General features: G+C 59.7%; 9 protein-coding genes. 4 read left to right on the top strand and 5 right to left on the bottom strand.

Annotated elements, in window-relative coordinates; all coding sequences use genetic code 11:
• A partial coding sequence (gene der, locus PUQ42_RS08155; RefSeq protein WP_273372796.1) for a ribosome biogenesis GTPase Der occupies positions 1-1,017 on the top strand: 1,017 nt, incomplete at its 5' end.
• Between the two features lie 457 nt (positions 1,018-1,474).
• On the opposite strand, the gene PUQ42_RS08150 is transcribed toward der, so the two are convergent.
• The 5 genes from PUQ42_RS08150 to PUQ42_RS08130 all read right to left on the bottom strand — a co-directional run bounded on the left by PUQ42_RS08150 (position 1,475) and on the right by PUQ42_RS08130 (position 9,384).
• Positions 1,475-4,039 (bottom strand): glycoside hydrolase family 84 protein, encoded by a 2,565-nt coding sequence (locus PUQ42_RS08150; protein ID WP_273372794.1) that lies wholly within the window; start codon positions 4,037-4,039, stop codon positions 1,475-1,477.
• A 19-nt stretch (positions 4,040-4,058) separates the two neighbouring features.
• Positions 4,059-5,213, bottom strand: coding sequence for an acyltransferase family protein (locus PUQ42_RS08145; RefSeq protein WP_273372792.1), 1,155 nt, complete (start codon positions 5,211-5,213; stop codon positions 4,059-4,061).
• 42 nt (positions 5,214-5,255) lie between these two features.
• Positions 5,256-6,743 carry a DEAD/DEAH box helicase gene (locus PUQ42_RS08140; RefSeq protein WP_273372790.1) on the bottom strand — a complete coding sequence of 496 codons (1,488 nt, stop codon included), beginning with the start codon at positions 6,741-6,743 and terminating at the stop codon, positions 5,256-5,258.
• 125 nt (positions 6,744-6,868) lie between these two features.
• Positions 6,869-8,218 (bottom strand): tRNA (N6-isopentenyl adenosine(37)-C2)-methylthiotransferase MiaB, encoded by a 1,350-nt coding sequence (gene miaB, locus PUQ42_RS08135; protein WP_122119448.1) that lies wholly within the window; start codon positions 8,216-8,218, stop codon positions 6,869-6,871.
• A 176-nt stretch (positions 8,219-8,394) separates the two neighbouring features.
• Positions 8,395-9,384, bottom strand: a complete 990-nt coding sequence (locus PUQ42_RS08130; RefSeq protein ID WP_273372787.1) for a YitT family protein — start codon at positions 9,382-9,384, stop codon at positions 8,395-8,397.
• 169 nt (positions 9,385-9,553) lie between these two features.
• On the opposite strand from PUQ42_RS08130, the gene PUQ42_RS08125 reads away from it, so the two are divergent.
• From PUQ42_RS08125 to nagA, 3 genes are all read left to right on the top strand, one after another.
• Positions 9,554-10,699: an AraC family transcriptional regulator gene (locus tag PUQ42_RS08125; protein WP_273372798.1), complete on the top strand. Its 1,146-nt coding sequence runs from the start codon at positions 9,554-9,556 to the stop codon at positions 10,697-10,699.
• A gap of 113 nt (positions 10,700-10,812) precedes the next feature.
• Positions 10,813-12,075: a sugar MFS transporter gene (locus PUQ42_RS08120; RefSeq protein ID WP_122119451.1), complete on the top strand. Its 1,263-nt coding sequence runs from the start codon at positions 10,813-10,815 to the stop codon at positions 12,073-12,075.
• Positions 12,069-13,232, top strand: a complete 1,164-nt coding sequence (gene nagA / locus PUQ42_RS08115) for an N-acetylglucosamine-6-phosphate deacetylase (RefSeq protein ID WP_122119452.1) — start codon at positions 12,069-12,071, stop codon at positions 13,230-13,232. The genes PUQ42_RS08120 and nagA overlap by 7 nt, the downstream gene beginning before the upstream one ends.
• Position 13,233: the final 1 nt, after the last annotated feature.

Below are 13,233 nucleotides of genomic sequence, written 5' to 3'. Positions count from 1 at the left end.
GACCTCGACATGCTCATGGCCGACATCCTGCGCCGCACCTCGAAGAAGGTGATTCTGGTCTGCAACAAGGTCGACACCAACGATCTGATATTCAGTTCGAACGAATTCTACGCCCTCGGTCTGGGCGACCCCTACTGCATCAGTTCGATGTCCGGAAGCGGTACGGGAGACCTGATGGATGCCATCCTCGCAGCGCTGCCCGCCGACGCTACCTCCGACGAGGAGGACGATCTGCCCCACATCACCATCGTCGGACGCCCCAACGTCGGGAAATCCTCGCTGACGAATGCCCTGCTCGGCCAGGAGCGCAACATCGTCACCTCGATCGCCGGCACCACACGCGACTCGATCCGCACCCGTTACAACAAGTACGGCATGGACTTCTACCTCGTCGACACGGCCGGCATGCGCAAGAAGGGCAAGACGATGGAGGATCTGGAGTTCTACTCCGTGATGCGGTCGATCCGCGCCATCGAGAGCTCCGACGTCTGCATCCTGATGCTCGATGCCCAGCAGGGATTGGAATCGCAGGACCTGAACATCCACAACCTGATCGTCCGCAACCGTAAGGGGTGCGTCATCGTGGTCAACAAGTGGGACCTGATCGAAAAGGACAACAACACGATGAAGGAGTGGACCGAGTTCCTCAAGAAGAAGCTCGCGCCGTTCAACGACATTCCGATCATCTTCACCTCGGTCATCAACAAGCAGCGGATCCTCGAGGTGCTGCAGACGGCCATCCGCGTCTACCAGTCGCGCAAACGCCGCATCGCCACCTCCGAGCTGAACGACTTCCTGCTGCCGCTCATCGAGAACTATCCGCCTCCCGCAACCAAAGGCAAATATATCAAGATCAAGTACGTGACGCAGCTTCCGACGCCGACGCCGCAGTTCGCCTTTTTCGTCAACCTGCCGCAGTACATCAAGGAGCCCTATCGTCGTTTCCTGGAGAACAACATCCGCGACCACTGGGATTTTTCGGGCGTCCCGATGCAAATCTATTTCAGGCAGAAGTAGCAGGACGTTAGCAAATCCGCCCCTCTCACGCCCGAAAAATCCAGGTGAGACAATCCCCCTAAATCCCCCTTTGGAAAGGGGGACTTTATTATACGGGCGTCTCGATACAGATCTATTTCAGGCAAAAGTAAACGCGACTCCGGGCAAACGGAAGTACAGCGACCGTCTCCGCACTGCTCACGCCTGTTGCCCGCCGCCTGCGGCGTCGTCTACAGGTCTGACCCTCCCCTAAATCCCCTCCTCGGAGGGGACTTTTCGTGATTGCAAATTAGCAACGCGACTCCGGGAGTAAACGCGGCTCCGGGCAAACAGAAGCTCGGCAACCGCATCCGCTCCATCCTCACCCGTTGACCGCCGCCTGCGGCACCGATTTACCCCCTCTCCAAGAGCGCAAAAGCAAGGCGGGAACCGGGTATCAACATCCCGGCTCCCGCCTCACTCGATCAACTAACGCTCGCTACCGGGCGATCACCTCGAAAATCTCAACATCTCCCGTCACGCGGAGAGTCGCAGTCCCCTTCGCAACGGCAAACCGGAAGAAAGAGTTCCCGGTCTCGTCCCGTTTCAACACTTCGCCGTCGGCCGACAACTGTTCGATCCGCACGGGGGCATCCAATCCTCCCATCAGCAGCGTATATTGTTCCGTACCGGGCCGAACGGACAACTCCAGCGTCCCGGAGAGGGGCAGCGACGTATCCAAACGTTCGTCGAATGCATACGGAAGCCGGGACTCATCCCCGGCGTCGGGGCCCGACAGCCGGGCAGAAAGCCGATCCGCATGCAGCGGATTGATCTCGAACGAGCGGATGGCCACATGGTTCGTCCGTTTCGAATCCAGACACCGCAGCCGTACATACCGGGCCTCGACCGGGCTGCCCGTCCAACGGACCACATATTGTTTGTCGAGTTCGTCGAGCAGCGGAGACCACTGCCGCCCGTCAACCGAGTACTCCAGCACGGCATGGTCGAAATAGTCGACATCCTTCGTCGAGTTGCGTCCTTGCAGGACCAGGACCTCGCCGACGCCATGCACGCCTCCCAGATCAACGCCGATCCAATCGCCCGGTTTCTGGGAGATACCCGACGTGTAGTAGGTCGTCGAGTCGTTGTCGAACATCTGACGGGTCTGCAGCGTATGCGCACTGGCAAACGAACCGATCCCACGCAACGTCATCGGCTTCCGGCCCAGCATGCGTTCCATCCAACCATATCCCATGTCGTCCATCGCCTGCTGATAGAAGGGCTGCAGCTTCATCGTTCCCGAGCGGTGTGCCTCGTAGCTGCGGCGCTCGGCAGCGCTCATCAGGTTGGCCTCATACTGCGGCCAGAACGCGGCATCATCCGCTCCGGCTCGGAAGGCCTCCATCAGATCCAGTGCCCGAAGTCCGCGGGCACCCAGCCGGGCAAACTCCTCAAGCCACGGACGCAACTCCCCGAGCAGGGCCCGATTCGTGCACCGGGCCTCGAGGATTGCCGGAGCCTGCTCCACCCGCTCGAACTCCGCACGAAGGGCCGCGGCTGCCGGGGCCGTCCATTCATCGAGCCGGAACGTGCGGGTCTCCCACGATTCATCACGGCGGTAGCCGCTCTCCGTATCGGCCGAGTGGATGGCAAAGGTGCGGTAGGCCTCGCGGGCCTCGGGAATCAGTTCGCCCAGACCCCGCTCCCAGTTGTCCAGGGCATTGTACGCTTCGACGTTCCACGCATAGTCCGCCACGCCGTACAACGCCAGTTTCGAAGCCTCGCCGTGCTCCATCGGGTTGCTCGCAATGCCGCACACCTGCTGTGCCGTCAGCGTCGTGTCGAGCCCGTAGACCGGGCCCTGCAGCATGATATGCCGCGCGTAATCCGTCACGGGATAGTTCCACCAGAAGTAGGCAGGGCGGCAAATACGGCTGTCAACCCACTCGAGCGTCTCGGGCGTCAGATCGCTGCAGACCACGTCGCCCGTCCAGAAGACCCGGACCGACGGATCGAGCTTCCGACCGTAGATCGACAGACTCCCCTGCGGCGTAGGATTGGCCCACAGCCGCGAATAGTCCGTCGGGCAGACCACCAGCGGAGCCACGTCGCCCTTCGCCCGGACGAACTCCTCCGTCAGGCGGTTGAGCAGCGCAACCTGCCGCTCCGGATCGGTTCCCTCGCCCGAGATGTCGTCGAAGAAGATGGCAAACGATCGGACTCCCAGTTCATACATCCGCTCGAACTTGCCGACCAGATTCCGGTAATCCTCCTCGTTCCAGCGGATATCCTGTCCCGGATGGATCGCCCAGACGAAGTCGACCCGATTGCGGCGGCAGGCATCGACCAGTTCGCGGATCTGCATCGCCTCCTGCTCGGGATAGGGCTTCCGCCAGTTGGGGCAGCTGTGGTAGGGGTCGTCCTTCGGACCATAGATATAGGTATTCAGCTTGAAGCGTCCGTAGAAGTCGATCAGCGACATCCGCACCTCGTGCGACCAGGGCGTACCGTAGAAGCCCTCGACCACGCCGCGGCTCGGAAGATCGGGATAGTCGTTCACCGTCACATGGGGAATGCGCCCGCCCGCCGAGGCGGGGCTGGCAATCAGTTGCCGAAGCGTCTGCAAACCGTAGAAGGCGCCGCACTCGTCGTAGCCCGTGATCGTAACGCCGCGGGCATCCACCGTCAGCCGATAGGCCCCCGATACGGGTTTGACCCCCTGACGTGCGGCCCGTTTGGCCCCGAAAAGGATCTCAAGACGGGGTCCCTTGTCCGCAAGCTTTACGAAATCGACATCCTCCGCAAAGCAACCTGCGGGATCCTTCAGGCAGAGGCCCCGCGAGATGTCGAGCCGTTGCGTGGAATCAATCCCCATCTGTTGCGGCGTGGGGTTGATGACAATGCCGCCGTGGTCCAGCCGGCAACCCGGAACGGGTGCAACAGTCTGGATTTCGGATCGTTGTGCCGAAAGGTCGAAGTCGGGTTCCTGGGCCGAAAGGGTTCCGCCCAGCAGCAGGGCCGAAAAGGCAACTGTGGAAAAACATTTTTTTAAGGTACTCATAAGTCGGGTTGGAAAGATTTTACAGGGTATGGCGCGTCAGAAAGCGGCGTGTCAACCACCTCCGGACGGGTTCGTCGTAGAGTTTCAGCGCCGCCCAGGCCAGCACGATCACGCCCGCATAGAGGCCGGCCGCCACGGGCCATGCCTCGGCAAAGGGGATCTTCTCCCCCTCCCAAAGCCACGCATAGAAGAGATACATGAAGGGATAGTGGATCACATAGACCGGATAGGAGATGTCGCCCAGAAAGCGGCACACGCGCGAGGTCGCCGGATCGGTCGCCCGGCCCGAGGCCCCGAGCCACACCAGCAGCGGGAATACCACCACCACGCACAGCGCATCGTAAAGGCCGTTCCAGGTCGGATTCGATCCGTCGCCGACATACGGAACGACAAGCAGCAGGATCACGATCAGACTGCAGAGCCAGAAGGCCCCGCGGACGGCCACGGGACGAAAGATCCGCGACAGCAGCAGCCCCATCGGAAAGGCAAACAACAGACGCAGCAGGCCGCCCGGCAGGTTGTTGCCCGCCAGCGACCACCCCACGCCCAGATGGCCGAATCCCGAACCGTTGCCCAAGGCAAAAGCGGCCAGTCCGGCCCCCGCCAGAGCGACGAAACCCGCCAGCCAACGGGTCGGCAGTCGGCGCAGAAAGAGCGCATAGAGCAGATTGCCGATGTATTCGAAGAAGAGTGACCACGTAGGACCGTTGAGCGGATACATCTCCGCGTTGCCCCGCACCTCGGGCGTCGAGCCCGGAAGCGCCGGGATCAGAAAGAGGTGCAGCAACAGCGCGAGCATCACCGCCGAGAGGGCCACCTGCGTGCCGTCCCACATGACGCGCCCCTGCAGGCAGAAGGTCACGGCTCCCAGCACCGCCCCCAGCACCACCATCGGATGCAGGCGAATCAGTCGCCGTTTGATGAAACTGCCGAGCGTAAGGCTCCGGCGCCGCCAGCGGTCGTCGTAGGCGTAACCCACCACAAACCCCGAAAGGATGAAGAAAAAGTCGACGGCCAGATAACCGTGGTTGAAACACTGGTCGACGGGACTCGTCGCAAAACCCTCGAAGACGTGATACCAGATGACGACCAACGCCGCCACGCCGCGCAATCCGTCGAGCAGTTCGTAGTGAGGTTTAGAATCCGCAAAGGTCGCAGAGGTCCGGTTTTGCATGGGTAGGAGGTTCAAGGTTCATCAATCAATTCCGGTGGAGGCTTATTCGCCGCTCGGCGTGCTGCCGCTTGCCGGTGTCGGAGTCCCTTCGCCCGAGGCATTGCCCCGGCGGTGGCGGCGTCCGCCGCGGTGACGCCGCTTGCGCGGCTTGTCGCCCGTTGCTGCAGGCGCAGCAACGGCCGCAGGGGCCGGACTCTGCGAAGCTGCACCCGCCGTCGGGCGGGGAGTCTCGGCGGCCGGCTGTGCGTCGCGCGGCGCCGAATTCGTGCCGCGGGGTTTGTCGCGCAGACGGTCACGCCGTCCGCGGCCGTGACCCCGGCCGTCGCCGCCCTTGCTGCGGCTGCGGCCTCCGCGGCCACCCCGCTTGCGGGCCTCCTCGGGCTCGTATTTCGGGCCCTCGCCCACGCTGGCCGGAAGCTCCGCCTTGCGGATATCCCGCTCGATGAACTTCTCGATCTGGTGGAACTTGCCCTGCTCCTCCTCGTTGACAAACGTAATGGCGCTGCCCGTCGCCGCGGCACGCGCCGTACGGCCGATGCGGTGGATGTAGTCCTCCGGATCGTGCGGCACGTCGTAGTTGATCACCAGTCCGATATCCTCGATGTCGATACCGCGCGCCACGATGTCCGTGGCCACCAGAATCTTCACCTTGTTGTTCTTGAAGTTGAGCATCACCTCCTCGCGCTGCGACTGGTCCAGATCCGAGTGCATCGCCGCCACGTCGAGCTTCATCCGCTTGAGCGTGTGGGCCAGCTCCTTAACCTTCAATTTCGACGACGAGAAGATGATCGTCTTCGACTCCGAAGGCTGTGCAAAAAGTTCGCGGATCAGCCCCAGTTTCTGGCTCTCGTAGCAGATGTAGGCCGACTGGTCGATCGCCTCGTTGGGTTTCGAGATGGCGATGCTCACCTCCACGGGATCGTGCAGGATCGTCTTGGCCAGCTGGCGGATCTTCGGAGGAAGCGTCGCCGAGAACATGATCGTCTGCCGCTTCTCGGGCAGGTAGGAGATGATCTTCATGATGTCGTCGCTGAAGCCCATGTCCAGCATGCGGTCCGCCTCGTCGAGGATCAGGTACTCGACGTGCGAAAGGTCCACGTGGCTGTTCTGCAGGTGGGAGATCATGCGCCCCGGCGTGGCGATCACCACGTCCGATCCGTTCAGCATGCCGTTCTTCTGCAGGTCCCAGCCCTTGCCGTCACCACCGCCGTAGACAACCGTCGTCGAGATCGGCGCATAATACGAAAAACCCTGGAACTGCTGGTCGATCTGCAACGCCAACTCGCGCGTCGGCACGATGATCAGCGACTTCACCACGTTCTCCGCGTTGCCCTCGAGCAGCAGCCGGTTCAGCAGCGGAAGCGTATAGGCCGCCGTCTTGCCCGTGCCGGTCTGGGCGCAGCCGATCAGGTCGTGACCCTCGAGGATCACCGGAATGGTCTGCTCCTGAACGGGAGTCATCTCCTGAAAATTCATATCGTCGAGACCGTCGAGAATCTCATCCTCCAGGTCCAATTCGTCAAATCGCATAATTTCGTATCTCTCTTAAATTCATCTATATCTGCGCGCCGACGTGTCGGTCCATCTCTTCTGCGGCGCTCTGTTTTCCTGTTTCATGGCATGGCAGCCCTTCGACCGCCGTGCGGCCCGGTCGGCTACAGCGCCTCGCCGAAGAGCGTGGCGGCCGTACAGCCCGTGATGCGCACCCGCACGTATTCGCCCACACGGTGGTCGCCCCGATCGAAGACCACCACCTTGTTCTGCGACGTACGGCCCGACAACTGGTTCGGGTTGCGCTTCGACTCGCCCTCGACCAGCACCTCGAACTCACGGCCCACATCGCGGCGGTAGCTCTCGAGCCCCAGCTCGTTCTGCAGCGCGATGATCTCCTGCAGGCGCCGCGACTTCACCTCCTCGGGCACGTCGTCGCCCAGGTGTTTCTGGGCAAAGGTCCCCGGACGTTCCGAATATTTGAACATGTAGGCAAAGTCGTAACCCACTTCGCGCATGAGCGAGAGCGTCTGCCGGTGCTCCTCCTCGGTTTCACCCGAGAAGCCGGCAATCAGGTCCGTCGTAATCGAGCAGTCGGGCATATAGCGCCGGATGGCCGCAATGCGGTCGAGGTACCACTCGCGCGTATACTTGCGGTTCATGCGTTCGAGCATAGAGGTGGCGCCCGACTGCGCCGGCAGGTGGATCGAGCGGCAGATGTTGGGCATCGAAGCCATGGTTTCGAGCAGGCGGTCGCTCATGTCCTTGGGGTGCGACGTGGCAAAGCGCACGCGCAGCAGCGGCGAAATCAAGGCCACACGCCGCAGCAGTTCCGGAAAATCGACATCGCCCGCGCGGTACGAATTGACGTTCTGGCCCAGAAGGGTCACCTCGCGGTAGCCGTTCTCGAAGAGGCTCCGGGCCTCGGCCACGATCGTCTCGGCGTCACGGCTCCGCTCGCGTCCCCGCGTATAGGGGACCACGCAGTAGGAGCAGAAGTTGTTGCAGCCGCGCATGATCGCCACGAAGGCGCTCACGCCGTTGCGGTCCAACCGCACGGGGGCAATTTCGGCGTAGGTCTCCTCCGTGGAGAGGAGCACGTTGACCCCCTTGCCGCCCGACTCGGCCGTATGTACCAGACGCGGCAGATCGCGGTAGGCGTCCGGTCCGGCCACGACATCGACGCCCGAGGGGCCCTCGAGCAGCTTTTCGCGCAGGCGTTCGGCCATGCAGCCGATAATTCCTATGATGAGGCCCGGATGCTGGCGCCGCAGGCGTTTCATCTCGGCCAGACGGCCCCAGATGCGTTGTTCGGCATTATCGCGGATCGAGCATGTATTGATCAGGATCACATCCGCTTCGTCGATCCGGTCCGTATAGACATATCCTTCGTTCTGCATCAGCGAGACCACGATTTCCGTATCGCCGACATTCATCTGGCATCCGTAGGTCTCGACAAAGAGTTTCCGCCCCTCGCCCCGGAGGGGTCGCAATGTATTCGTATTCAATTCCATCGTTTTCGTTTTTTCGGGAGCCGCGGCAACGGGGCGTTTCGTCTCCTCCCTTGCATCGGCTCCAACTCGCGCAGCAGTTCCGGTTCGCTCCGGCCTCGTCTCTCGAGCCTCGTCTCCGGCCCCTCTCTGTTCGCTCCGGCTCTCGCCCCTTCTCCGGCCCCTCTCTCGCCCTCGGGCTATTCGGCCTGGATCTGGTTCTTGTCTGGGAACTGCTTGAAGCCCTCGCCGAAGGTCTCGTAGGCATCGGTCACCACCACGAAGGCCCGCGGGTCGATCTCCCGGATGCGGTTCTGGACCAGATGCACCTCCTTGCGGCTGATGACCAGGAAGATCACGTCGCGCGACTTGTCCGTGAACATGCCCTTGCCCTTGAGGTAGGTGGCACCGCGCTCCATATCGTTGATGATGAACCGCTTGATCTCTTCGTGATGATCGCTGATGATGAAGAGCAGCTTGTCATAGGAGGCTCCGTCGAGCAGGTAGGCCACCACACGCGACGAGATGTAGATCGTCAGCAGCGAATAGAGCGTCAGCATCCATCCGTTCGAGGCCGCATCGCCCGTTCCAAGTCCGAAACCGATCACGAGCAGTCCCGACAGCACGACAAATCCGTCGGCCAGGAAAATGCCCGTCGAGAACTTGATCCCGGCAAACTTCTGCAACAGCATGCCCACGATGTCGGTTCCGCCGGTGGTAGCCTGCTGCCGCACGACAATTCCCTGGCCCACCCCGACGGCCACGGCCCCCATGATGCAGGTCAGCAGCAGATCGTCCGACAGATCGAGCCGTCCGCCCAGCATCAGCGCCGGATCCAACGATTCGACCGCCTCGGGGGTCGGGTAGATCAGCCGCGTGAGGATGTTCATGAAGCCCGGCGTGTAGAGCGCCGCCAGCACCGTCCGCGTACCGAAACCTCCGCCGAAAACCAGCATCGCCGTCAGCATCAGCGGAATGTCAAACATATAGCCGAAGGTTCCGACCTGAATCGAGGGGAAAATATTGTGGAGCACAATACCCATACCGTAGACTCCGCCCGGCACAAAATTATAGGGGTTGATGAAAAGCACGAACCCTGTGCCCATGATCGAGCAGCCGAGGAAAATCAGAAACCACGAGCGCCACCAGGCCCACGATCCCATCGGTTCAAGTAAGGTCTTCGTATTCATAGATTGTTTTTTAGGCCTACAAAGATACTTAATAAAAGCCGAATTTGAAAAATTTGAAGCGAATAGTTGCCCAAAGAATTTGATTCCATTTTCGCGAAAAAAAACTTTTTTTCGTATTTTTGAATGTCCGGGATCCACCTCCGGAATCCGTTTCCAACAACTATCCACCATGATCAAGGTTATCCTGCTGATTGACTGCGCCAGTGAATTCGATCGCAAACTGCTCCGAGGCATCATGAAATACTCGAAGGAAAACGGGCCCTGGCTGTTTTACCGAATACCCTCCGACTTCCGATGGGGGGCCGACAAGGAGGAATGGATCCTCGATTGGGCCCGGGAATGGAAAGCCGATGCCATCATCGGCCGGTGGGACGAAGACAAAGTCAACCTCCTGAGCCGGTTGAATATCCCTATCGTCCTGCAGAACAACATGAGCCGAAGCAATATCTACTCCAATCTCACCGGCGACTACGAAAACACCGGTCGCATGGCTGCCCGCTTCTTCAAAAAGAAGCTCTTCACGAATTTCGCCTTCTTCGGCATACGCAACATCATCTGGTCTGAAGAGCGTTGTGCAGGATTTCAGGACGAAGTCCACAAACTCAAGGGACGGTTCTTCTCCTATAAGATCGAACCCTTCGGCGCTTTCGACCGCAAAGCCATCATCTCCTGGCTCGACAAACTCCCCAAACCGGCCGCCCTCTTCTGTTGCGACGATGCCCACGCGCTGGTTATCACCGAAACCTGCAAAATGTCCAACATCCGGATTCCCGAAGAGATCTCACTGCTGGGCGTGGACAACGACGACCTGCTGTGCGGTATCTCCGATCCACCGATCTCCTCCATCGCCCTCGATGTCGAAAACGGAGGCTATCAAACCTGCAAACTTCTCCACAGAATGCTCGCCGGCGGGAGAAACTTCCCCTTTAATGTCGTGATCAACCCCGTAGGGATCATCCAGAGGCAATCCACCAGCATCTACAATATCTCGGATCCCCATGTGGAAAAAATCATCGGGTTCATCGACGACCACTATTCCGAGGAGATCAGTATGGAGGCTCTGATCAAATCGGTGCCTCTGTCCCGGAGAAATCTCGAAATGCGCTTTAAAAAGGAGACCGGGACCTCTCTCTACCAATACCTCCTCATCAACCGCATCGAACACTTCGCCCACCTGCTGATCACCACAAACCGCCCGGTCATCGAACTCGCCTGCGAAGTCGGATTCAAGGACTGCAGCAACATCGCCCGCATATTCAAAAAATATAAAGGGTGCTCTCCATTGGAGTTCAGACAAAAGAATTGCGTTTTTTGAATGCATTTTTTCGTTTTATTGCGCAGAAAGAACAACAGCTGTGCCTATCTTTGTCATACGTAGCGTGACAGCGCGACAGAGAAGTCAACCACACCTAGTACCCTGTTGTCCTTATGCAACCCAAACGCCAATACTACTTTTCCCTGGCCATGCTGGGGTGTCTGTTTTTCATCTTCGGTCTCGTTTCGTGGGTCAACTCCATCCTCGTCCCCTACTTCAAGGTTGCCTGTGAACTGACCTCCGGAGTCGAAACCTATCTGGTCACCTTTGCCTTCTACATCGCCTACCTCGTGATGACCGTCCCGGCCTCGTTCCTGCTCAGACGGGTCGGATACAAACGCGGAACCCTCATCGGACTGTGGATCATGGCTGCCGGCGCCCTGCTCTTCTGGCCCGCTGCCCTGACCCGGACATACGGACTGTTCCTGACGGCCCTGTTTACCATCGGCACCGCACTGGCTATCCTCCAGTCGGTGGCCAACCCCTTCGTGACGATCATCGGCCCCCACGAAAGCGCGGCCAAACGCATCAGCATGATGGGTATCTGCAACAAACTGGCCGGAATCATCGCCCCGTTGCTCTTCGCCTTTCTGGTCATCCGCCCGGAGGACAAACAGATCATGGAGAGCATCGAACAGGGACTGTTGAGCGGTGAAGCCCTGCAAGAGGCGCTCAACGAGATGATCCGCGGTGTCATTGTCCCCTATGTGGTGCTGGCCATCCTGCTGTTCCTGTTCGGCATTCTCTTCTACAAATCGCCGATCCAGGACATCAATCCGGATAAGGACAACCGCACGACCGGCTCCCAGAACGACCGGAAATCCATCTGGAGCTACCCCTATCTGATTCTCGGAGTTGCCGCCCTGTTCGCTCATCTCGGCAGCCAACAGATCTCCGTCAGCACGATCATCGGCTATGCCCAAGGCATGGGAATGAGTCTCGATGCTGCCCAGATCTTCCCCTCCTGCACGCTGGGGTGCATTCTGCTGGGTTATCTGGGAGGCGTCATCCTGATCCCGCGCTACATCAGTCAGCAGCAATCGCTGGTCATCTGTACGATTGCCGGACTGGTGCTCTCGACGCTGGTTCTGATCCTCCCACCTCGGGCCTCGATCTGGAGTCTCGTCCTGCTCGGGGTTCCGAACTCCCTGATCTATGCTGGCATCTGGCCGCTGGCCATCCGGGGACTGGGACGCTTCACCAGTCTCGGCTCCTCGCTGCTGGTCATGGCATTGTGCGGAAATGCCGTCCTGTCACTGCTCTATGGCCTGATTTCCGACCACATGAGCCTGCAGGCCTCCTACTGGCTGCTGATCCCCTGCTTTGTCTACATGATCTTTTATGCAATTTACGGATATAAAATCGAAAAATGGTAACGGCAATCATTAATGGCAAGATCCTGACTCCCGGCAAAACCCGATTCGGCGTACTGCTTCTTGAGGACGGAAAGATCAGGGGAATCGAAGATTCGGCTCCCGAAGGAGCCCGAATCCTAGATGCCGAAGGAGACTATGTCAGCCCCGGATTCATCGACATGCACACCCACGGCGCCGGTGGCGCCGACTTCATGGACGGAACCGTCGATGCCTACCTTACGGCTGCCCGAATGCACGCCAAACACGGCACCACGCTCCTCTACCCCACGACGCTCACCAGCACGAACGAAGCTCTCTACGAATCGTTCGATACCTACCGGAAAGCCAAGCTCGAAAACCGCGACGGCGCCGCCTTCGGAGGCATGCACCTCGAAGGGCCCTATTTCAACCCGGAATTCGCCGGTGCTCAGGATCGCAGGTATCTTCGCAACCCCCGCCCCGAGGAGTATCTCGAAATTCTGGAGCGCTGTCCCGAACTCGCCCGATGGAGTTTCGCTCCGGAACTGGACGGCGCAGCTGACTTCGCAGCCGAACTGAAGCGGCGCGGAATCATCGCCTCAATAGGCCATACCAACGCCACTTTCACCCAATGCGATGCCGCCTTCCAGGCCGGTGCAACGCACATGACCCACTTCTACTCCTGCATGAGCACCATCACGCGGCGAAATGCATTCCGGTATGCCGGAACCATCGAATACGGCTATTATCAGGACGGAATCACGTTGGAGATCATCGCCGACGGCATTCACGTCCCGAAAGATTTACTGCTCCTGCTCCTGAAGATCAAAGGGGCCGAAAGAATCTCGCTGGTCACAGACTCGATGCGTGCCGCCGGCATGCCCGAAGGCAAAAGCATCCTCGGAGGACTCGCCGACGGACAGGAAGTAATCGTCGAGGACGGCGTGGCCAAACTCCCCGACAGAAGCGCCTTTGCCGGCAGTGTGGCAACGACCGACCGGTTGATCCGCACCATGGTGAGTCAGGCCGGATGCAGCATTCCCGACGCCGTGCGGATGATGACTGAAAACCCCGCCCGCGTCATGGGGATCGCCGCAAGCAAGGGTTCCATCCAGCCGGGCAAAGACGCCGACATCGTCATTTTCGACGAAAACATAAACGTAAAACAAACCATAATCGAAGGTAAAATCATCTGTTGAC

This window comes from Alistipes megaguti, from assembly GCF_944320325.1.
In the GTDB taxonomy this organism is placed as follows: Bacteria; Bacteroidota; Bacteroidia; order Bacteroidales; family Rikenellaceae; genus Alistipes; species Alistipes megaguti.
The sequence above is the reverse complement of the archived record's forward strand: the minus strand, read 5'-3'. Positions and strand labels throughout refer to the sequence as shown.

Coding starts and splice junctions, on each gene's coding strand:
- PUQ42_RS08140 (WP_273372790.1), bottom strand. CDS start 6,743: ATGCGATTTGACGAATTGGACCTGGAGGATGAGATTCTCGACGGTCTC.
- PUQ42_RS08125 (WP_273372798.1), top strand. CDS start 9,554: ATGATCAAGGTTATCCTGCTGATTGACTGCGCCAGTGAATTCGATCGC.
- nagA (WP_122119452.1), top strand. CDS start 12,069: ATGGTAACGGCAATCATTAATGGCAAGATCCTGACTCCCGGCAAAACC.
- PUQ42_RS08150 (WP_273372794.1), bottom strand. CDS start 4,039: ATGAGTACCTTAAAAAAATGTTTTTCCACAGTTGCCTTTTCGGCCCTG.
- PUQ42_RS08130 (WP_273372787.1), bottom strand. CDS start 9,384: ATGAATACGAAGACCTTACTTGAACCGATGGGATCGTGGGCCTGGTGG.
- PUQ42_RS08120 (WP_122119451.1), top strand. CDS start 10,813: ATGCAACCCAAACGCCAATACTACTTTTCCCTGGCCATGCTGGGGTGT.
- PUQ42_RS08145 (WP_273372792.1), bottom strand. CDS start 5,213: ATGCAAAACCGGACCTCTGCGACCTTTGCGGATTCTAAACCTCACTAC.
- miaB (WP_122119448.1), bottom strand. CDS start 8,218: ATGGAATTGAATACGAATACATTGCGACCCCTCCGGGGCGAGGGGCGG.